Source organism: Halobacillus sp. ABH2_015 (genome assembly GCF_056158945.1).
This window is the reverse complement of the sequence record NZ_JBSWUG010000002.1, coordinates 3,039,316-3,059,922: the sequence shown is the minus strand read 5'-3', so window position 1 is coordinate 3,059,922 and position 20,607 is coordinate 3,039,316. Positions and strand designations below refer to the sequence as shown.

General features: G+C 49.4%; 24 protein-coding genes. 19 read left to right on the top strand and 5 right to left on the bottom strand.

Features of this window, described 5'->3' with window-relative positions:
* Positions 1-41: 41 nt before the first annotated feature.
* Entirely contained in the window at positions 42-287 is a 246-nt protein-coding gene (locus tag ACXAD6_RS15950) for a hypothetical protein (protein ID WP_027954760.1), read from the top strand.
* A 253-nt stretch (positions 288-540) separates the two neighbouring features.
* Here ACXAD6_RS15950 and ACXAD6_RS15945 read toward each other — a convergent pair whose 3' ends face one another.
* The 3 genes from ACXAD6_RS15945 to ACXAD6_RS15935 are packed head-to-tail and all read right to left on the bottom strand — an operon-like array spanning position 541 to position 1,365.
* Complete coding sequence (locus tag ACXAD6_RS15945) at positions 541-834, bottom strand: hypothetical protein (protein WP_474969730.1); 294 nt, start codon at positions 832-834, stop codon at positions 541-543.
* Position 835: 1 nt separating this feature from the next.
* Entirely contained in the window at positions 836-1,159 is a 324-nt protein-coding gene (locus ACXAD6_RS15940) for a hypothetical protein (RefSeq protein WP_474969729.1), read from the bottom strand.
* A gap of 5 nt (positions 1,160-1,164) precedes the next feature.
* Positions 1,165-1,365 carry a hypothetical protein gene (locus tag ACXAD6_RS15935; protein ID WP_281658960.1) on the bottom strand — a complete coding sequence of 67 codons (201 nt, stop codon included), beginning with the start codon at positions 1,363-1,365 and terminating at the stop codon, positions 1,165-1,167.
* Between the two features lie 43 nt (positions 1,366-1,408).
* On the opposite strand from ACXAD6_RS15935, the gene ACXAD6_RS15930 reads away from it, so the two are divergent.
* A complete protein-coding gene (locus ACXAD6_RS15930; RefSeq protein ID WP_474969728.1) occupies positions 1,409-1,855 on the top strand; it encodes an Hsp20/alpha crystallin family protein in 447 nt (148 codons plus the stop codon).
* Here the strand turns inward: ACXAD6_RS15930 and ACXAD6_RS15925 are convergent.
* A complete protein-coding gene (locus tag ACXAD6_RS15925; RefSeq protein WP_474969727.1) occupies positions 1,852-2,283 on the bottom strand; it encodes an Hsp20/alpha crystallin family protein in 432 nt (143 codons plus the stop codon). The genes ACXAD6_RS15930 and ACXAD6_RS15925 overlap by 4 nt on opposite strands.
* Before the next feature lie 357 nt (positions 2,284-2,640).
* Here ACXAD6_RS15925 and ACXAD6_RS15920 point away from each other — a divergent pair, with 357 nt between their 5' ends.
* From ACXAD6_RS15920 to hutG, 16 genes are all read left to right on the top strand, one after another.
* The gene (locus tag ACXAD6_RS15920; RefSeq protein ID WP_474969726.1) at positions 2,641-3,954 is read left to right on the top strand and encodes an ABC transporter substrate-binding protein; all 1,314 of its coding nucleotides are present in this window, start codon (positions 2,641-2,643) and stop codon (positions 3,952-3,954) included.
* Between the two features lie 176 nt (positions 3,955-4,130).
* On the top strand, positions 4,131-4,991 hold the full coding sequence (locus ACXAD6_RS15915; RefSeq protein ID WP_474969725.1) for a carbohydrate ABC transporter permease: 861 nt from the start codon (positions 4,131-4,133) through the stop codon (positions 4,989-4,991).
* A complete protein-coding gene (locus ACXAD6_RS15910; protein ID WP_474969724.1) occupies positions 4,991-5,815 on the top strand; it encodes a carbohydrate ABC transporter permease in 825 nt (274 codons plus the stop codon). Before ACXAD6_RS15915 ends, ACXAD6_RS15910 begins: the two co-directional genes overlap by 1 nt.
* A gap of 23 nt (positions 5,816-5,838) precedes the next feature.
* Complete coding sequence (locus tag ACXAD6_RS15905; RefSeq protein WP_474970442.1) at positions 5,839-6,882, top strand: LacI family DNA-binding transcriptional regulator; 1,044 nt, start codon at positions 5,839-5,841, stop codon at positions 6,880-6,882.
* A 46-nt stretch (positions 6,883-6,928) separates the two neighbouring features.
* Positions 6,929-7,651, top strand: coding sequence for a ThuA domain-containing protein (locus ACXAD6_RS15900; RefSeq protein WP_474969723.1), 723 nt, complete (start codon positions 6,929-6,931; stop codon positions 7,649-7,651).
* A gap of 13 nt (positions 7,652-7,664) precedes the next feature.
* Positions 7,665-8,705, top strand: a complete 1,041-nt coding sequence (locus ACXAD6_RS15895; protein WP_474969722.1) for a Gfo/Idh/MocA family protein — start codon at positions 7,665-7,667, stop codon at positions 8,703-8,705.
* Positions 8,702-9,763 carry a Gfo/Idh/MocA family protein gene (locus tag ACXAD6_RS15890; protein WP_474969721.1) on the top strand — a complete coding sequence of 354 codons (1,062 nt, stop codon included), beginning with the start codon at positions 8,702-8,704 and terminating at the stop codon, positions 9,761-9,763. The genes ACXAD6_RS15895 and ACXAD6_RS15890 overlap by 4 nt, the downstream gene beginning before the upstream one ends.
* Positions 9,760-10,728: a sugar phosphate isomerase/epimerase family protein gene (locus ACXAD6_RS15885; protein WP_474969720.1), complete on the top strand. Its 969-nt coding sequence runs from the start codon at positions 9,760-9,762 to the stop codon at positions 10,726-10,728. Before ACXAD6_RS15890 ends, ACXAD6_RS15885 begins: the two co-directional genes overlap by 4 nt.
* Positions 10,729-10,776: 48 nt before the next feature.
* The gene (locus ACXAD6_RS15880) at positions 10,777-11,463 is read left to right on the top strand and encodes a YesL family protein (RefSeq protein WP_474969719.1); all 687 of its coding nucleotides are present in this window, start codon (positions 10,777-10,779) and stop codon (positions 11,461-11,463) included.
* Between the two features lie 98 nt (positions 11,464-11,561).
* Entirely contained in the window at positions 11,562-12,017 is a 456-nt protein-coding gene (locus tag ACXAD6_RS15875; protein ID WP_474969718.1) for an N-acetyltransferase family protein, read from the top strand.
* A complete protein-coding gene (locus ACXAD6_RS15870) occupies positions 12,010-12,258 on the top strand; it encodes a hypothetical protein (protein WP_474969716.1) in 249 nt (82 codons plus the stop codon). Before ACXAD6_RS15875 ends, ACXAD6_RS15870 begins: the two co-directional genes overlap by 8 nt.
* Positions 12,259-12,380: 122 nt before the next feature.
* A complete protein-coding gene (hutP, locus tag ACXAD6_RS15865) occupies positions 12,381-12,818 on the top strand; it encodes a hut operon transcriptional regulator HutP (protein WP_474969715.1) in 438 nt (145 codons plus the stop codon).
* 124 nt (positions 12,819-12,942) lie between these two features.
* A complete protein-coding gene (gene hutH / locus ACXAD6_RS15860; protein ID WP_474969714.1) occupies positions 12,943-14,484 on the top strand; it encodes a histidine ammonia-lyase in 1,542 nt (513 codons plus the stop codon).
* Complete coding sequence (gene hutU / locus ACXAD6_RS15855) at positions 14,468-16,141, top strand: urocanate hydratase (protein ID WP_474969713.1); 1,674 nt, start codon at positions 14,468-14,470, stop codon at positions 16,139-16,141. Before hutH ends, hutU begins: the two co-directional genes overlap by 17 nt.
* Positions 16,134-17,396 (top strand): imidazolonepropionase, encoded by a 1,263-nt coding sequence (hutI, locus tag ACXAD6_RS15850; RefSeq protein WP_474970441.1) that lies wholly within the window; start codon positions 16,134-16,136, stop codon positions 17,394-17,396. Before hutU ends, hutI begins: the two co-directional genes overlap by 8 nt.
* Entirely contained in the window at positions 17,377-18,315 is a 939-nt protein-coding gene (gene hutG / locus ACXAD6_RS15845) for a formimidoylglutamase (RefSeq protein WP_474969712.1), read from the top strand. The genes hutI and hutG overlap by 20 nt, the downstream gene beginning before the upstream one ends.
* 301 nt (positions 18,316-18,616) lie before the next feature.
* Here the strand turns inward: hutG and ACXAD6_RS15840 are convergent, their stop codons facing one another.
* Positions 18,617-19,975, bottom strand: a complete 1,359-nt coding sequence (locus tag ACXAD6_RS15840) for a TrkH family potassium uptake protein (RefSeq protein WP_474969711.1) — start codon at positions 19,973-19,975, stop codon at positions 18,617-18,619.
* 171 nt (positions 19,976-20,146) lie between these two features.
* Here ACXAD6_RS15840 and ACXAD6_RS15835 point away from each other — a divergent pair, with 171 nt between their 5' ends.
* Positions 20,147-20,557, top strand: coding sequence for a hypothetical protein (locus tag ACXAD6_RS15835; protein WP_474969710.1), 411 nt, complete (start codon positions 20,147-20,149; stop codon positions 20,555-20,557).
* The last annotated feature ends 50 nt before the right edge of the window (positions 20,558-20,607 follow it).

Here is a 20,607-nt window from a genome sequence, read left to right as displayed (position 1 = left end):
CGGGGGAATAGGATAGTCTAGAAAAGGTGAGGTGAATAGAAATGCCTGTATCCGTCGTCTTTAATCAGATTGCTGTCAATTCACTAAGCGAGAATGGCCTGATATCCACTGGTCAGAATAATCAGCCGGACTGGTCGTGGCAGGGCAAGAACAATAATGCAGCTGGTATTCCTGTCGGTTTTTTCATTGCCACCAATAATGTGAATACGATTTTTGATAATGACTTCACAGATACTCCGATCAATAACCCTACGGTGAATAACCCTCAACCGAACGTTCAAGTGTAGGAGGGACGCATATCGACATTCGTTTCGATTCTATTTATGTTAATCAGATTGTAGAGAACTCGGGCATCTTCGTCGGACCCAATACCCAGTCAAACTGGAGCAGTCATGAAAAACTAAATGCAGCGCTCGGCAGCGTGATTGGAGACGGCAACATTCTTTCGTGCAACATCAATGTGGTGTATGACAATGATCTGATCGATATGCCTGTCACCAGTTACAGTTCAGAGCATAAGAAAAAAGAGAAGCCCGGGAACTATTCAGCTTCCTGAGCCTCTCTCATTTTTTCTTCCATCATGTTTTGAATCCATTCCGGCAGTTCCGTGTCTTCTTGTTTGGACATGAAATCCAGCAGCGCCGAGTCGCTGAGGATGGATTTTAGTTCTTCCAATGTGTTTCCGTCCCCGTGAATGGTTCCGAACCCTTGGTTGAGTTTCTGATGTCCTTCAAAACCTGTGGGTACGTTATTCCCCATGTTCAGGCAGGAAGCATTTTCGATCGTTCCGATCCGGATACTTCCGATGAAGAAATTCGGTGATAAATAAGCCATCTTACTCCTCCTTGGAAGGGAAGGTGAATTTTAAGCCGTCATTTGTTTGTCTAAGCTTGGGTGCGGGGGAGGCCTTGGGTTTTACATGGACCCCGAAGTTATTCCCCATGTTCAATGCACCGCTCAGTTCCTCAATATCGAGTTGATCAAGCTGGAAGGTCAGCTGTTCCAGAGAAGGTTCCTTGATTGTTACATGGTCGATATGGATGTGGTATTCGATCGGACGTCCCTTGACCTGCTGCAGAGCTGCTTTTAATTCTTCAATCTGTTTTTCCAAGTCATCTGTTTTTTTATTGGAATCCCGCCGCTTTCGTGAAAAAAACATAGCGGTTAATCCCCATCGGCAGAAGGGCGTTTCATTATTAAGTGTTTATTATGGAGGAGGGAGTTGCGATGCCCGACGACTTTTCCATTCCCTTCATACACACGGGCGTGTGCCTTGAAGCCGGACTGGAAATTCGTACCTGAAAACACTCCTGAGGATTTGGAAACCTGGTGGATCGACAGCTGACCAAAATGGATGCGGCTCATGAAATCACCTCCTATGACTAATGTATGAAAGGGAAAGATAAGCATGATGGACTTTATGAAATGGTTCAATCCGGTTGGTGGTGAAGATGGCAGCTGGAACGGTCCCGTTCCCGTTCCCAACTGGATGAATGGCGATAAAATGAATGACTTTCTCCAACAGTCGATGAAGGAAGCTTTGTCTTCTACTCCTTTTCACCATGAATCACACCTGAGGAAAGAACAGGAGCTGGATCAGGTGAAGGTCGTGGAACTGATGAATGAAGTTGTGGTTACAGTATCCCTCAGTCATCCGGTGGATCCGGATATGATCAGACTGAGTGTCGGCAGCGGATATTTGTATGTGGAGGGAGTGGAAGCCGGCCGGATGACCATTAAACTTCCGGCGGCAACCAGCAGAAGAAACGTCTACGCCCAATATCGGGAAGGCCGGATTGAGATACGTCTGCAGAAAAAACAAACCGATGAAAAAGAAATTTTTCTGCATTATTAATCTTCAAAAATGACCTTCATCTCCTGACGATGCGGACGTTTGAAAATAGTAATAATCAACAGGCCCTCTTTATAGGAAGTGACAACATCCTCGAATGCAAAATGGAAAGGGATCGGAATGACTCTTTTGAACTTCCCTTTCATTCGTTCATTGTGATGGAGCTCTTCTACAGGTACTGGATAATGAGGTGTGATTTCGCCTTGAATAATGAGGTGTGTCCCTTGCTGGGAAAGATGGAGTGGATCATTTTTACTGAACCCGGGGAGTTCAACGACAACGACCCCCTGATCCTTTGTTTCGAATAAATCATACGATGGTCCGCGTTTCGGAATGACGTGATGCATATCATTCCAGAAGTCTTCTCCCAGAACTTTTTCAACATTTTCAGAGAAAGCTTCCCAGTTGATGGAATTGTTCTTTTTCTTCATATCGATCACCTCATTTCATTAGTTTATGTTGGGGACGGGCTTCCCATAACCGTGAAGGAAACGGTCTTTTGAAAGCGCTGCCCGTTTCAGGAATTATTTGAAAAATGGTGTTGTGTTTAAGACAGGCACATGTTATGATTTAATCAACTCAAGTGGTCATTGAATTTTATGCAAACGTATTCACATGAATATCAAGCACTCTTCTTTATATTCAATGGACAAGCCGGCGAGCTTTTTTTAATATCATTTGTGCAAACGTATGCACGATTCGTTGCACAACACCGCCGGAATGGTTCTCTTTTTTTCATGTGATATGAAAGCGGATTCAATGATTAATAGAAAATAGGGGTGGATGTAATGAAAAAGAACAAACTTTATTCGGGTTTTGCTACTGCTGTACTCGCTTCAACTGTTGCTCTTGCAGGCTGTTCCTTCGGTTCTGACAGCAGCGGAGATTCAGGCTCCTCTGATAGTGCATCCGGCGATCAGACAACTGTAGATATTTTCCAGTTCAAAGTAGAATTCAAGGATCAATTTGAAGAGCTTGTTTCCATGTATGAAGAAGAAAACCCTGATGTAAATATCAACGTAAAAACAGTGGGTGGAGGAAATGATTACGGAGCTTCCTTGAAAACATCCTTCTCCTCCGGGGAAGAGCCTGACATCTTTAACGTAGGCGGACCAACAGATGTAGATGAATACGAGCAGTACCTTGCTGACTTATCTGATACAGAAGCCGCTGGAGCTGCATTGGAAGGAACCCTGACAGGCGTATCCCGCGATGATCAGGTTCTGGGACTTCCATTCAACCAGGAAGGCTACGGCATGCTTTATAACAAGGAAGTTTTTGAAGAAGCCGGAATCAACGCGGAAGAAATTACAACCTTTGATGCCTTTGAAGAAGCTTTGGAAACCCTTGATTCCAAGAAGGATGAGCTTGGCATCGAAGCACCGATCGCCTTCGCAGCAAAAGAGAAGTGGGTACTTGGGAACCACCTTTCCAACGCATACTTGGCGGATGAGTTCAATCACAGTGTGACGGAAGCCTATGAAGCCGATACAGTCGAATTCCAAATGGGTGATCAGATGAAACGTTTCACCGATCTCCAGAAAGATTATTCCGTCCAGCCTGTTTTGAGCCTTGATTATTCCCAGCAGGTGGAAGAAAACTTCTCCCTTGGAAAAGTAGCTATGATCCAGCAGGGGAACTGGGTATACAATACCGTTGAATCCATGGATGAAGAATTCGCTCAAAACAACGTAGGCATCCTGCCTATTCCGGTGGAAGGTTATGAAGGCAGCATCCCTGTCGGTGTGCCAAACTACTGGGTTGTGAACAAAGAGTCTGAAGATGAAGTGGTTCAAGCAAGTAAAGACTTCCTTGATTGGATGTACACATCTGAAGAAGGTAAGAAATTCGTAACGGAAGAGTTCAAATTCATTCCTGCTTACGAAGGGTACGAGGATCTTGAAATTGCCGATCCAATTTCCCAGCAGATCTACGAGTACGCAAGTGAAGGCAATACACTTGGATGGGTCTTCCTCGGCGCTCCTACAGGCTGGACAGAAGACGCGATGGGTGTAGCGATGCAGGAATACATTGCCGGCGATATCACTTGGGAAGAAGTGGAGCAGAGAGCAACAGAAGCCTGGGAGAAAGCCCGTCAGTAAATGGATGTTGGTGACCGGCGGCGGCCATGCCGCTGCCGGAACTATAAAACTCTCCTCTATTAGGATATTTGCTGAAGTAAGTATGTTAATAGATGGGATGTTTTGATCCTATTCTTTTATGAAATCGATACCATAACCAGCGGCATCTACCGCATCATGTATTGGAGGAGTTGTACATGCAGAACCGCAGCTTATCATTCTGGCTGTTTTTGACACCGGTTATTCTTGGTTTGGGGATTGTCGTCGTCATCCCATTCTTCTATGGTCTTTTCTATTCATTTACAGACTGGAATGGAATTACGGCTACAGCTTTTATCGGGTTTGAGAACTACATCAACCTGTTTCAGGAAAGTGAATTTGTGGATTCCATATGGTTCACTGTGAAATTTGCCCTCATTACGGTCGTCCTGCTTAATGTGATGGGACTGGGCCTGGCCCTGCTTGTGACACGGAATATTAAATCAAGCAGTCTTCTGCGGACCGTCTTCTTTATGCCGAACTTGATCGGTGGATTGATCCTCGGGTTTATCTGGCAGTTCATTTTCATCAGTGTGTTCGGTGATATTGCCGGAATTACAGGAATCGAAGGTTTTGAAGGCTGGTTGTCCACCACAGATACCGGCTTCTGGGGTCTTGTCATTCTGACAGCGTGGCAGATGGCTGGTTACATCATGATCATCTACATTGCTTACCTTGAAAACATTCCGAAAGAACTGATTGAAGCGGCGAAAATTGATGGAGCAAGCAGTTTCCAACGCTTCAAAAATATTACGTTCCCCCTGGTCGCACCAGCGTTTACGGTTAGTATGTTCCTTACATTGTCCATGGCTTTCAAGATCTACGACCAGAACTTGTCCCTGACCAACGGTGGACCATTCAACTCCACGCAGATGGTAGCGATGGAAATCGTACGTACAGCGTTCTCTGACAACGATATGGCCTATGCCCAGGCAAAAGCGGTTATTTTCTTCCTGATCGTTGCTGTGATTGCATTGACTCAGGTGTATTACAACAAGAAGCGGGAGGTTGAGATGTAATGAAGAAGAACAAAGAGAGAAGAAATTTATTATCGATAGAAATCCTCGGCCTTCTGCTTGGATTGATCTGGATCTCGCCATTTTACCTGATGATTGTCAATGCGTTCAAAACGAAGCGGGACATTTTCAGCGGGGTACTCGGATTTCCGAGTGAACCGGTTTTTGAAAACTTCGTCGAAGCGTTTGTTGATCTTGAATTCCTGAAGTCTCTTTTCAACTCGCTCATGATTACAGGGTTCAGTATTGCGATCATCATCCTGTTTTCATCCATGGCCGGTTATGCGCTGGCGAGAAATAAAAGTAAGCTGAGCAGTGTGATTTTCTTCATCTTTGTGGCCGCGATGCTTATTCCGTTCCAGTCGGTCATGATTCCGCTTGTATCGATCTTTGGACAGGCTGACATGCTGAATGCCGGCGGATTGATTTTCATGTATCTCGGATTCGGCTGCAGTCTTTCCATCTTCCTTTATCACGGAGCGATGACAGGAGTATCGAAATCCCTGGATGAAGCGGCTATCATCGATGGAGCGAACCGCTTCCAGACATTCTGGTACATCATTTTCCCGCTGCTTAAACCGATTTCCGTTACGGTAGCTATATTGAACGTCATCTGGATCTGGAACGACTACCTGCTTCCATCCCTTGTTCTTAACGAATCCAACGCAACCATACCGTTGAAAATGTTCTATTTCTTCGGGCAATATACGAAACAGTGGCACCTGGCGCTGGCTGGACTTACCATTGCCATCCTGCCGGTCATCATCGGATACTTCTTCGCACAGAAGCAGATCATCAATGGTGTATCAGAGGGTGCTGTTAAATAAACGAAGAAGGGAGGTAGATGAACGTGTCCGTAACAATCAAGGATGTGGCCAAAAAGGCCGGCGTCGCGCCATCTACCGTCTCCCGTGTCATCTCGGATAGTCCGAGAATCAGTGAAAAAACGAAGCGGAAAGTCCGGAAAGTCATGGATGAGCTTGGCTATCACCTGAACTACAACGGCCGTGTCCTTGTCAGCCAGTCCACGCAGACCATCGGCATCGTAACGAAAGTTTCTTCTGATCACTTTTTCGAAAATCCGTTTTTCTCCGAATTGTTACGGGGAATCAGTGATGCCTGCCATGAACGGGACTACAGCATGTACCTGACAACAGGGAATACAGAGGAAGCGATTTTTCAGGAAGTCGTCAAGATGGTCCAGGGAAAACGTGTGGACGGTGTGCTCGTGCTTTACTCCAGGGAAGACGATCAAGTCGTTCCTTTTTTAAGAGAATCCAGCTTTCCTTTTGTTGTGCTTGGAAAGCCTGTCGATCGACCGGGAGAGACGATGTATGTAGACAACGATAATGTAGAGGCCAGTAAGGAAATGACCCGGTACTTGATTGGACTTGGTCACGAAAGAATCGGATATGTCGGAGGCAACTCCCAATTTGAAGTCGCCCGCGACCGGTTGGAAGGATATCGCGCCGCCATGAAGGATCAGGGGCTGCCGGTTGATGAAAAATGGCTGAAAAATGATCCATCAGACAAACAGGATCCCGATCAGGTTGCTGAACAGCTCCTGGTCCTTGAAAAGATACCGACAGCTTTAATCTTCACTGACGAATACAATGCGCTCACAGTTATGCGGTCCTTGTCCCGCAGAGGAGTGTCTATTCCGGAACAGATGAGTATCGCCGCCTTTAACAATACGGTGGTGTCAAGACTCGCTGATCCCCCGCTGACGACGGTGGATACGCAGGCGATCCAGCTTGGACATGAGTCAGCCTCCAGCTTGATCGACCTGCTCAAACGTCCGGATATGGTCAAGAAAAGCATGATCATCCCTACAAGAATCGTGGAACGGGAGTCGTCCTGCAGGCCGGAGCGTAGCAGACAGAAAAAAGCATGATCCATAGAAAAATCAAACAGAGATAAAGGAAAAGGAGATGGAAAGAATGAATGTACTAGTATGGAACGAATATCGACATGAAAAAGAAAACCAGGTCGTTGCTGATGTTTATCCCGACGGCATTCACGGCGCAATTGCAGAATTTCTGGGCGAAGATCATGCCCAGGTGAAAACAGCCACCCTCGATGAAGAGGAGCATGGATTGACAGATGAAGTCCTTGCCGAAACAGATGTCCTCGTCTGGTGGGGCCATAAAGCCCACGACGAAGTCCAGGATGAGATTGCTGAGAAGGTGAAGCAGCGTGTCCTTGACGGGATGGGACTTGTCGTTCTTCATTCCGGCCATTTTTCCAAACCGTTTAAGAAATTGATGGGGACTTCCTGTGATCTGAAATGGCGGGAAGCCGATGAGAAAGAACGTCTATGGGTCGTTGATCCCACCCACCCGATCGCTGAAGGGATCGGGGAATACATCGAACTGGAAAAAGAAGAGATGTACGGAGAGCATTTTGATATTCCTGCGCCGGATGAGCTGGTCTTCCTCAGCTGGTTTGAAGGCGGCGAAGTGTTCCGCAGTGGTGCCACGTTCAAACGCGGACGCGGAAAGATTTTCTATTTCCGTCCAGGTCATGAAACGTATCCAACCTATTACAACAAAGAAATACAAAAAGTCATCCGCAACGGTGTGAACTACGTCCGTAACGCAGACACGCCGAAGCCGGTTTATGGAAATGCCCAGCCTTTAGAAAACATTACGAGTAAATCATAAAGGAGCTGTAACGATGACAATGCTGAAAGTTGCTGTAATCGGATGCGGAAGCATCGCCCAGAACCGTCACTTGCTGGAATATGAAGCGAATGAACATGTGGAAATCAAGGCGGTTTGTGATATCGCTGAGGAACGGGCCCGGAAAGTAGGGCAGCTGTATGGAGCTACAATCTATACGGATTATGAAGATCTTTTAGAAAAAGAAGATATAGATGCGGTGAGCGTCTGCCTGCCGAACTACCTGCACGCTCCTGTGTCCATCGCCGCTTTGAACAAGGGAGCGCACGTGCTCTGTGAAAAGCCGATGGCTACTTCAAGAGAGGAAGCGGAGGACATGATCGCTGCGGCAGAAAAGAATGGAAAGAAATTGATGATTGCCCACAACCAGCGTTTTGTGCCGTCCCATCAGAAAGCCAGGGAGCTGATTGAGTCCGGCAGCATCGGAAAAGTGTACAGCTTTCGTACGACTTTCGGGCACGGCGGTCCGGAAGGCTGGAGTGCCGAAGGGGAAGACAGCTGGTTCTTTAAGAAAGATCAGGCTTTCATCGGTGCCATGGGGGATTTAGGTGTACATAAAGCCGATCTGCTCCGCTACATCCTCGGACAGGAATTTGTCGAAGCGGCCGGCTTTGTCGAGAACAATGCGAAAAAAGATATCACGGTGGACGATAATGCGGTCTGTATCCTCCGCTCAGAAAACGGCATCGTCGGAACAATGACAGCAAGCTGGGCTTACAATACCCACGAGGATAACAGCACAGTCATATATGGAGAGAAGGGAACGCTGCGTCTGGAGGACGATCCTGTGTACTCCCTGATTGCCCAGTATACGAACGGGGACATCGTGAATTATCAGCTTGGGAAAATCCAGTCGAATGACGAAGGCGGTCAGACGAATACGCAGGTGATTGATCATTTTGTCGACAGCATCCTCAATGACACGGAACCACTCATTACTGGGGAAGAAGGTCTGAAATCACTTGAACTGATCCTTGCTGCGGTCCGTTCAGGGGAAACGAAGGAAATCAGTCGTATCGAGCGTGCTCTTCAATGACTCGGTTGAAAATGGGAATCATTGGAGCGGGGGGAATTGCCCAGGGGAGGCATATTCCCTCTTTCCTTGAATTAAGCGGAAAAGTAGAATTAACCGCCGTTCAGGATGTGAACCGTGACCGGGCGGAAGAGGCAGCGGAGACGTTCGATATCCCCTACGTCTTTTCTTATTATAAAGATATGTTCCAGGAAGTGGATGCTGTAACGATCTGTACGCCGAACAAGTTCCATGCAGAGATTGCGGTTGCAGCTCTGGAAGCCGGGGTCCATGTGCTCTGTGAGAAACCGATGGCCATGACAACGGCAGAGGGAGAGGCGATGATCGAGGCGGCAGAGCGGAATAACTGCATCCTTGACGTTGCCTACCACTACCGGTTTACTCCAGAGGCGCAGCTGGCGAAGAAAGTTTTGTTGAACAATGAAATCGGGGAGGCCTTCGTGACGAGAGTCCAGGCTATGCGCCGCCGTAAAGTTCCCGGCTGGGGTGTATTCACAAATAAGGACCTCCAGGGTGGAGGAAGTCTGATCGACTTCGGCTGTCATCTCCTTGATCTTGCTCTCTGGCTTCTGGATGATCCGGAACCGGTTGAAGTGACGGGCCGGACTTATGACCGGCTGAGCAGGACACCGGGACTTGTCAATGACTGGGGCAGCTTTGATCATGAAACCTTTAACGTAGATGATCATGTAACAAGCTATATCACGTTTGAAAATGGCGAGTCGCTCCAGTTTGAGTGTTCATGGGCAGCGAACATTAAGGAAGACCATACAACCTTGACCATTTCAGGCACGGAAGGCGGCTTGAGTGTCTATCCGTTTGAATTATACCAGGCGAAATACGGTGCCTTGTTTGACAGCTCAGCGAAAATCCGTGAAGGAGAGCCGGAAGTCGGGGTTCTTCAAGCGGAGAATTTTATTGATGCGTGTCTCGGCCGGGCAGAGCTTGTCGTAAAACCGGAGCAGGCACTGAAAGTCACCAGGCTGATGGAAGCCATTTATGAAAGCAGTCAAACCGGAACAAGTGTTAAACTAAACCATAGAGCGGAGGATGCTGAATGAAACTAGGGGTATTTACCGTCCTTTTTTCTGATAAATCGTTTGAAGACATGCTCGATCATGCGAAAGAATCCGGCTTGAAGGCCGTTGAAATCGGGACAGGAGGCTATCCAGGCGATGCTCACTGCAACCTGGATGAACTGCTGGAAAGTGAAGACAAGCGTAAAGAATACCTTCAAAAAGTCCATGACAGAGGTTTGACGATCAGTGCCTTCAGCTGTCACGGCAACCCCATTTCTCCTGACAAAGCGTTTGCAGAGGAATGTCATGACACCTTTGTTAAAACCGTCAAACTGGCAGGCCTGATGGACGTACCTGTCGTCAATACGTTTTCCGGAACACCGGGAGGACACGAAAATGACACCGCTCCGAACTGGCCGGTGACTCCGTGGCCGCCGGAATATTCTGATATTCTTGAATGGCAGTGGGAGAAGAAGCTGATTCCATACTGGAAAGAGCAGGCTCGGCTCGCTGAGGAGCATGGCGTGAAAATCGGCCTGGAACTGCATGCCGGTTTTCTCGTCCACACGCCATACACGATGCTGAAGCTCCGCGAAGCTGCAGGAGAAGCCATTGGTGCAAACCTGGATCCGAGTCATTTGTGGTGGCAGGGCATCGACCCGGTCGCAGCGATAAAGATTCTGGGTCGTGAACAGGCGATTCACCACTTCCACGCCAAAGATACGTACATCGATCAGGAAAACGTGAACATGTATGGCCTGACGGATATGCAGAATTACGCAGCCGTGCAAACAAGAGCATGGAGCTTCCGTTCTGTCGGATACGGCCATGGGACGAAAGAATGGTCTGATATCATCAGTGCTCTAAGGACGTTCGGATATGACCATGTGGTGAGTATTGAACACGAAGATCCGATCATGTCCATTCAGGAAGGGTTCCAAGCTGCGGTGAAGAACTTAAAAGATGTGATGATAGAGGAACCGGCAACGGACATGTGGTGGGCCTGACGGCTGGCTGACATGGACAAATAAAGCCGCTGGAAAGGGGAAAAAACGATGGAACAGACATCAGGAGTAAGAGGAGGACTATATGCCGTAAGTGAATGGATCAGCCGGCTGGCCCTGGCCAATCTGTCCTGGACATTCTTCAACCTTCCCGTTGGACTGCTGCTGCTGAGTTTGCTGTACAGCTCGGGGTTGCAGGATCTATGGTATCTGCTTCCACCACTGGTGATTCTGCTTCCCGTCGTTTTTTTTCCGGCAACGACTGCGTTGTTTGCCCAGGCACGCGAGTGGGTCCGTAAAGATGAAGAGAAAGCATCCCGGCGTTCTTATTGGAGCTATTATAAGGAAAACTATAAAACCAGTGCGGCGGTTGGAACGTTCCTTACGGTTTTATGGGGACTGCTTGTGGCGGATCTGTACTATTTCTCTGCTGTGAACCAGCTTCTGATGAACGTTTTCCTTGTTCTCGGCATTCTCTTATTCGTGTATACCATCAACTGTTTTTCTGTGATGGTTCACTATGATATGAAAGCCCGGCACGTCATGAAGCAGGCGCTGCTGATTACCATTACAAGTCCTGTTCTGTTTGTGGCTGTTGCGGTAAGTGCAGGGTTTATGCTGATGGTCAGCTTGTATATTTTCCCGCTGATCATCCCGATTTTTACAGGTTCCATCATTGCGTTTCTATCATTTTCCGCCTTTTACCGGGTGTACAGGAAACTAAATACAGAGGACTGACCCGGATGACGCCATCCGGGTTTTCTTTTTTTTTCTGTAAGGTAAAATGGAGGAAGTAATACAAGGGTTCATATCAAACCATAAAGCGGAGGGATAGCATGAAGATTAGGAAACTGGAAAGCTCCGAATATGACCGGGTCCTTTCACACACGCACCAAATGATTTATGAAGGGACCATGCGTACGGTCAAGGTGGGGCAGGAGCAGGCGAAAACTTTCGTCCGGCCGGTTCTTGATGAAGGGGGAACGTACATCATCGCAGAGAACGATCAGGGACAGCTGCTTGGCTGGCTGCTGTCGGGAGAGAAAAGCGATACGTTTTCCGGAGAGAAGTTCGGGTTCATCTATGAGTTGTTTGTTCTTCCGGAATTCAGAGGCCGGGATGTCGGCCGGGCTCTTATGGAAGAAGGGATCAGCCGTCTTCAGCAGCAGTACCGGGAAATCCGCTTGAGCGTCTATGCGGGGAATGACGCATCTAAACTTTATGAATCGCTCGGTTTTCAGAAGAAGACCATAACGATGAGTCTTACGAAAGAAGAGAAAGGAAATGGGTAAGCCGATTTTCTTCCGTTCCATGACAGCTCAGGAGAAAAAAGGATGGAACAAAGGCATTTATGTCGGTTTTTATACGTACCTGATTGTTCTGTTCATCAACTTCTCTTACGAAACCTTTGCTTCCGGATCTCTGTTTTCCGCTCAGATATTATTCTGGTCGGGAATCGCCGCCGCTTTCCTAACCGAACTGATCTATGTGTTTGTGCAGAAGCGGAGACACTCACAGGCCGACCATACATAAAAAATGATCCAGGAAATCGAAAGCGACTTCCTGGATTAGGATTGTATCTTTATAAGAAAACGGTTACAATTTATGCAGTGACTAGTGAATAGACGGAGATTGAAGAAAGGCGGTGATTTAGTGTGCCGCAACAGATTAAGATTGGTAAACTGGCTGTCCTGGCCGCCTCTTTGACAGAAGAAGAACGGTCTGTGTTTGCCGACAGTTTCAATCATGTCCGTTACTGTCAGGGAAAAGCCGGTTCCATGGATGTTCAGAAAATCATCGCTGCTGTAGAAACGGCGGCGAAGCGCAACGGCATCATCAAGGAACATGTCTACAGGGAAACCCATGCGTTGTATCATGCGATTCTCGAAGCGCTGCACGGTGTCACCCGGGGGCAGATCGGCGTAGGCACGATGATGCGCACAGTAGGGCTCCGCTTTTCAGTCGTCCGCGGCCGCCCTTATGACCATCCTGGAGAAGGGGAATGGCTGGCCGTTGCGTTTTACGGGACGATCGGCGCTCCTGTAAAAGGTTTGGAGCATGAGACATGTGGACTTGGAATCAATCATATATAAAAGAATAGGTGGCCTGTAGTCATTAGATATGAGAAGGCGGCAATGGTAGGGATTTCGTGCCATTGCCGCCTTTTTTTAAGCCGATCCACCTGAACGATGGGAGAAGTCTGAAAGGGGGATGGCCATGGTCGAATTGGACGGAGATCATTTGACGCTGGAGGAAATGGAGAGGATCTGTGTACACAACGAGCAGGTTCGTGTGGCCCAGGGCAGTCTGATCCGTGTACGTGTGGGAAGAGAGACGGTTGAGAAGATTGTAGCGGACGGACATACGGTTTACGGAATCAATACTGGATTTGGCAAGCTGAGTGACGTCAGGATTGCCGCTGAAGACGTCGATACGCTGCAGCGGCATTTAATCCGGTCGCATGCCTGCGGGGTGGGAGAGCCCTTTCCTGAAGTGATCAGCCGGGCAATGCTTGTACTCAGGCTGAATACGCTTTTGAAAGGGTTCTCAGGTGTCCGGGAGGTCGTAGTTCAACGGCTGCAGTTGTTGATTAATGAGGGGATTCATCCCGTTATTCCTTCGCAGGGATCTCTTGGCGCGTCGGGGGATCTCGCCCCTCTCGCCCATTTAGCGCTGGTGATCATGGGTGAAGGTGAAGTGTTTATTCGCGGCAGACCACGTGCGGCGGCGGTTGTTTATACCGAGTTATCGATTCCACCGCTGTCATTAAAAGCGAAGGAAGGGCTGGCGTTGATCAACGGGACCCAGGCCATGACGGCTGTCGGCGTCACAGCCTGGCTTCGGGCGAGAAAATTAGCCGTACAGTGTGACTGGACTGCGGCCGTAACGCTGCAGGCGCTGGAAGGGGTCCGTGATGCCTTTCATCCGAGTATTCATGCTGCACGGGGCTATCCGGAGCAGGAGGCTGTCGCCGAGCGTATCCGGCACCTGACAGATGGAAGTCAGCTGATGACCTACCAAGGCGAAAAGCGGGTACAGGACGCTTATTCGTTACGGTGTATCCCACAGGTTCATGGAGCGACCTGGCAGGCGCTTCACTACGTGAAAGAAAAGCTGACCATCGAAATGAACGCAGCTACAGATAATCCGCTCCTTCTTGAAGGCGGGAGCGTCGTAGTATCCGGAGGGAATTTTCATGGACAGCCGATTGCCCTGGCGATGGATTTTTTGAAAATTGCGCTCAGTGAACTGGCTTCGATTTCCGAGCGGAGAATTGAAAGGCTCGTCAACCCGCAGTTGAATGATCTTCCCGCCTTTTTAAGTCCAGATCCAGGACTGCAGTCGGGGTTCATGATTGTTCAGTATGCGGCAGCCTCTCTTGTCTCAGAAAATAAAACGCTCGCTCATCCAGCCAGTGTGGATTCCATCCCCTCCTCGGCCAACCAGGAAGATCACGTCAGCATGGGAACGACAGCGGCCCGCCATGCCGCTCTTATTCTTGAGAATGTGGAGAAAGTCGCCGCCATCGAACTGATCTGCGGTCTGCAGGCACTCGAATGGCGCGGCATTGACCGGGCATCTCCACGGATCCGGAAGCTGTGGGAGAAAGCCCGGACCGTGGTTGCACCGCTGACGGAGGACAGAATTCTTTCTACAGATATTGAAAAAATGACGGCATGGATGAAAAGTGATTCGTTTGACTGGGAAGAGTGGCGGTCGATTCACGAAGGAGGAGATGCTTATGTCGACAAGCCGTAACATAAAAGCTGCAACTGGACAGACGCTTGAATGTAAGGGGTGGGAGCAGGAAGCTGTCCTGCGTATGCTCTCCAACAATCTTGATCCGGCGGTGGCCGAAAAGCCGGAGGAATTGGTCGTTTACGGTGGAATTGGGAAGGCAGCGAGGAACTGGGAGGCGTTTGATGCCATCGTCCGTGTGTTGAAACGGTTGGAAAATGACGAGACGCTCCTTATCCAATCCGGCAAACCGGTCGGTGTTTTCCGTACCCACCCGGCTGCCCCGCGTGTGCTGCTTTCTAATTCTGTTCTCGTTCCGAAGTGGGCGGACTGGCCCCATTTTCACGACTTGGACAAAAAAGGATTGATGATGTACGGGCAGATGACGGCTGGGAGCTGGATCTATATCGGCTCACAGGGAATTCTACAGGGCACTTACGAAACGTTCGCTTCCTTGGCAGAGAAGCATTTTGATGGCTCCTTAAAGGGAACCATCACCTTGACCGCAGGACTTGGCGGAATGGGAGGCGCGCAGCCGCTGGCCGTGACGATGAACGGCGGCGTCGTCATTGCTGTTGAAGTCGATCAGGACCGCATAGCGAAAAGGCTCTCATCCGGTTACTGTGACAGACGGGCATCAAGCCTCGAAGAAGCCCTTCATTGGGCAGAGGAGGCAAAGCATCAGGGGGAAGCGTTGTCCATCGCCTGCCTCGGCCATGCGGAAGACATTCATAAACAGATCATGGATCAAGGATTTCCGATTGATATTGTGACCGACCAAACATCCGCCCATGATCCGCTGAATGGGTACGTGCCAACAGATCTCTCCATGGACGAAGCGGATAAACTGAGAAAGCAGAACCCGGAATTATATGTGGAAAAGGCTTCCCATTCCATGGCGGAGCACGTCCGGATCTTGCTGGAGTTTCAGAAGCATGGAAGCATTGTTTTTGATTATGGCAACAACCTGCGCCAGGTGGCTTATGATGCCGGCGTCACCGAAGCCTTTGACTACCCGGGCTTTGTCCCCGCGTATATCCGGCCGTTATTCTGCGAAGGAAAAGGACCGTTCCGCTGGGCTGCCTTATCGGGGGATCCGGAAGATATTTACCGCACCGATCAGCTCGTACGCGACCTATTCCCGGATCAGGCCCCGCTCCTCCGCTGGATTGACAAGGCTCAGAAAAGAATCAAATTTCAGGGGCTTCCTTCAAGAATCTGCTGGCTCGGTTACGGGGACCGGTTGAAAATGGGGCTTGGCATCAATGAACTGGTACGGAAGGGAGAATTAAAAGCACCGGTCGTCATCGGCCGGGATCATCTGGACTGTGGTTCGGTAGCCTCTCCCAACCGTGAGACAGAAGCGATGAAGGACGGCAGTGATGCTGTCGGAGACTGGGCGGTATTGAACGCGCTGATCAACACGGCCGCCGGTGGTTCGTGGGTTTCCTTCCATCACGGCGGCGGGGTCGGCATGGGCTATTCGCTTCACGCTGGGATGGTTGCTGTGGCCGATGGGACGGATCTCGCAGAGGAACGTCTGAAACGGGTATTGACGACGGACCCCGGCATGGGCATCTTGCGCCATGCAGACGCCGGCTATGAAAAGGCCGAGCAGGAAGCACGAAGACACAATCTGGATATTCCGATGCTGGGGAGGGATAAGCATGATGGATGATCAAATCATTGAAAACATTGGTACCCTCCTCCTTCCAAGCGCAGGACCCTTGAAGGGGAAGGCGATGAAGGAGCTGCCTGTCCGTCATCAGGCCGCTATCGCCATAAAGGGAGAGAAAGTCGTCTGGATCGGTTCTTCGGAAGAGGCCCGTGCACGGCAGGCCCGTCAGCGTTTCAATGCTGAAGGCAGAGTCGTATCACCGGGGTTGGTGGACCCACACACCCATCTCGTTTTTGGAGGATCAAGAGAAGAAGAACTGGCGCTTAAACAAGCAGGTGCAACGTATCTGGATATTTTGAAAAGTGGTGGAGGCATCCTTTCGACGGTACGTGCAACGCGGCAGGCGGATGAAAGTTCCTTGTATAGAAAAGCTCGTAGGTTTGCCAGCGGTATGGCGGCTTATGGAGTGACTTCGCTGGAAGCGAAAAGCGGCTACGGATTGGATGAGGAAACAGAGTTGAAGCAGCTGGCTGTCATTGACCGGCTGAACGACGAGGGGCTGCTTGATATCGCAGCCACCTTTCTCGGCCCTCATGCCATACCTCCTGAGTATAAAGGGCGGGAAGACGCTTTTCTTGACCAGATGATGGACCTGCTTCCGGTCATTAAACAAAAAACATCGGCGGTTTTTACGGATATATTCTGTGAGACGGGGGTGTTTACGACCGAACAGGGAGCCCGGTTCATGGAGGCTTCGCTGAGCCACGGGTTCCAGGTGAAAATCCATGCGGATGAAATCGACCCGCTGGGCGGCACAGAGCTGGCTGTTCAATACGGTGCGGTATCGGCCGACCACCTGGTGGCGGCATCATCCGAAGGCATCAAACGACTGGCAGCCTCTGACACGATTGCGGTCCTTCTTCCGGGTACAACCTTTTATTTAGGCAAAGACACCTATGCGGATGCAGGAAGGATGATACAGGAAGGGGCGGCCGTAGCCCTGGCGACGGATTTCAACCCGGGCAGCTGTGTTACCCATAATCTGCAGATGATCATGGCGCTGGCCGCTTTGAAAATGAAAATGACGCCGGAAGAAATCTGGAACGCTGTGACGGTCAATGCGGCCCATGCGATCGGCATGGAGAAAGTGGCTGGAAGAATTACGGTGGGCGGGCAGGCCGACCTTGTCTTCTGGGACATTCCGAATTACAAGTACCTTCCTTATCATTACGGTGTGAATCATGCCCATTCGGTATGGAAGCGGGGGCGGTTAATCTGGGAAAGGAGGGAGGCGGATGTCTTTCCAACACCTTAATCCCGGTCCGGTACGGGGGTTCAAAGACAGGTTCACGACGAAAGTGGAGGAAACGAAGCAGTGGTATGAAAAAGGAAAATCCGGAGATATCGGCCTGCTCGGTCTGCCTTACTCGAAATCATCCATCTCTGCCTCCCAGGCATCGGAAGCCCCGCAGAGCATCCGCCGGGCTCTGGGATTTTATACGACGTATTCCCATGAAAAAGAACAGGACTATATGGATGTGACGATGCTCGACTTCGGAGACGCTCCCGTCCATCCGACAGATACGGAAAAAACGAACGATTTATTGAAGAAGAGTGTGAAGGAAATGCTTGAGGAAGAAGCCTGTACCCGTTACATCCTCCTCGGAGGAGATCACGGGGTCAGTTTTCCTTCTATCACTGCTTTTCATGAGCGGTGGGGCCGTGTCGGCGTGCTTCAATGGGACGCCCATCATGACGTAAGGAACACAGAGGACGGCGGACGGACGAACGGCACCCCCTTTCGCAGCCTGCTCGAATCCGGCATTGTAAGGGGAGAGGATTTGGTCCAGATCGGCATCCGGGACTATTCCAATGCTGAAGCCTATGCGGACTATTGTGCACGCCATGGGGTGGCTGTCTACACGATGGCAGATGTAGTGGCGAAGGGCATTGTATCGATCGTGAAAAAAGAGATTCAGCGATTGAAGCAGCAGGTGGATATGATCTATTTATCTGTCGATATGGATGCCGTGGATCAGGCCGATGCTCCCGGATGTCCTGCCATCGGCCCTGGTGGATTGACGTCACGGGAACTGCTGATGAGTGTACAGGCGGCTTCCAAGGATCCTATCGTTACCGCCATGGATATTGTCGAGGTCGATCCATCCAAGGATTTCCGGGATATGACAAGCCGCCTCGCCGCGCACGTCATGATGCGGTACATGTATCAATAAAAGAGGATCATGAATAAGCAGGACCTGCCCCGGTCCTGTTTTTGATCTGTCCATAGTTCAGGGAAATGGTCACCTTCCGACCGAGGGCTTCTCGCGACCTGCCAAATGACGAGTTGGAAACAAGGAGGATATATATAAGACGGAGAACCCTCAAATGTTTACATACTGAAATAGGGAAGTCCCCTCCCGCAGTCAGTTTGCGGGAATGAGTGGAGGAGGGAGACAGGGGTTAAAAGAGTCGCTCAGCCCGTCTCACTTCTGCTGAAATGCGGACGCTGCGTGGAGCCCTGGTCTTTGTTTGTTAACCAATAATCATTTGTTCTTTTGGATAGCGGTATACATCTTGAATGTTCCGGCGTCTTAGAATGAACAGGAAGGAGAAGATGCCGATACGTCCGATGAACATCAATCCGATGATGATCAGCTTGCCGGCTGTGCCAAGCTCCGGGGTGATGCCCATGGACAAGCCGGTAGTCCCAAAGGCCGAGCAGGCTTCAAAAATCACTTCCATCAAAGTAAACTGCGGTTCGTAATAATTCAAAAGCACAATCGCCGCACCTGTAATGGCGATGGCGGTTGTAATCACGATAAAAGAGCGGAAAACATCGTCCTCGTGAATTTCCCTGCGGAACACACGTACATGATTTTTCCCACGGGCAAAGGAAAAGATGGTCAGCACCATAATGGCAAAGGTCGTCGTCCGGATCCCTCCACCTACACTGCTTGGAGAAGCTCCGATGAACATCAACAGACAGATCACCAACAAAGTCGGCGTGGAAAAATCAGCCACATCCATCGTTGCCAGTCCCCCGTTCCGTGTCGTGACGGATTGGAACAAAGCATAAAAGAGAGACTCGTGCCAGCTTTTCCCTGCAAAGAAGTGATTTCGGTCAAACCAATAGATAAGCAGAGTACCAGCAAGAACGAGGTGTCCGAACGTGACAGATGTCAATTTCGTAAACAAGGAAAAGTGAAACAATTCTTTCCTCCGATTGGTTACATAATCTTTGATTTCAATCAAAACAGGAAAACCGATGGCTCCGAGAGTCAGCAGCAGCATTGTGACGACCTGGACAAAATAGTCGTCCTGGAACATGACGAGGGAAGACCCGGTTATATCGAACCCGGCATTTGTCGTGGCACTCACGGAAGCGAAGGCCCCTTGGATGAAAGCTTCCTCCCAGCTGGGGAAATAACGGATATAATAGATACCGAGAACGACGGCCCCAACTCCTTCAATAAGCAGGATGATCAGGAGGATCTGTCGGATCAGCCGGACCATTCCGGAGAATGTGGAACGGTTTTGATCGGTTTTGATCAATTCGCGGCGCTTTAATCCGATTTTCTGACCGAGCAGAATCCAGATGAATGTGCCGAGCGTCATAACGCCGATGCCTCCGAACTGGAGGATAAACATCAGCGCAACGTACCCCGCTGTGTTGAAAGTATCCGGTGTGGAAACGACTCCCAGTCCTGTCACACTCACAGCGCTGACGGCAGTAAATAAGCTGTCGATCAAGCTTACGTTAACGCCTTTTTTATGAAGAAAAGGAAGACTGATCAGCAATGTAGCGATGAGGGAGGCGGAAAAGTAGAAGAAAACGATGATCTGAAAGGGGGAAAGGCGGTTGAAAAATCGATTGAATCGTGTCTGTTTCATCGTGTCATCCCTTTCTACTTCCTTTGATCAATGGTCTTATAATGGATTTTATAGCGGAACCGCGGAGGAAGCAATACTGGAATCAAAAGGGACTTACTGGAAAACAGCGGGTGTGATATAGTGAGAAAGAACTGAACCATTGATTTTTACAGGATAGGAGAAACATATGCCATGAAAGAAATCATTCTCTTGTTAGCAGAAGTCGTCAACCTATGGCATGACGTCATCGCAAAATTTTCCAGAATGATGGGATGGGAACTCTCAGATAAGGATCTGCATTTCTGGGTAATTGGAATTCTGGGAATCATCGGTCTTATTTTTATAGATGTTCTGTTTCATGCTCTTGCAAAATGGAGTATTACGGTTATTTCCTTTCTTTTCACATTTGCTATGGTGCTTGTCTTCGTTTTTGCGGTGGAAATCCAGCAGAAGATCACAGGCCGTGGCAACATGGAATTTGCGGACGCACTCGTCAGTGTGCTCGGCTTCTTTTTCTTTTGCAGCCTCTACATGATTTTCCGTTTGATTACCAAGGGAATCCAGCGGTACAGGAAGAATAAAGAAGATGAAACCGCCGCTTGAGCGTGCGGTTTTTTTACTCGATTAAAAACGCTGCAGCAGCGTCGTCAGGA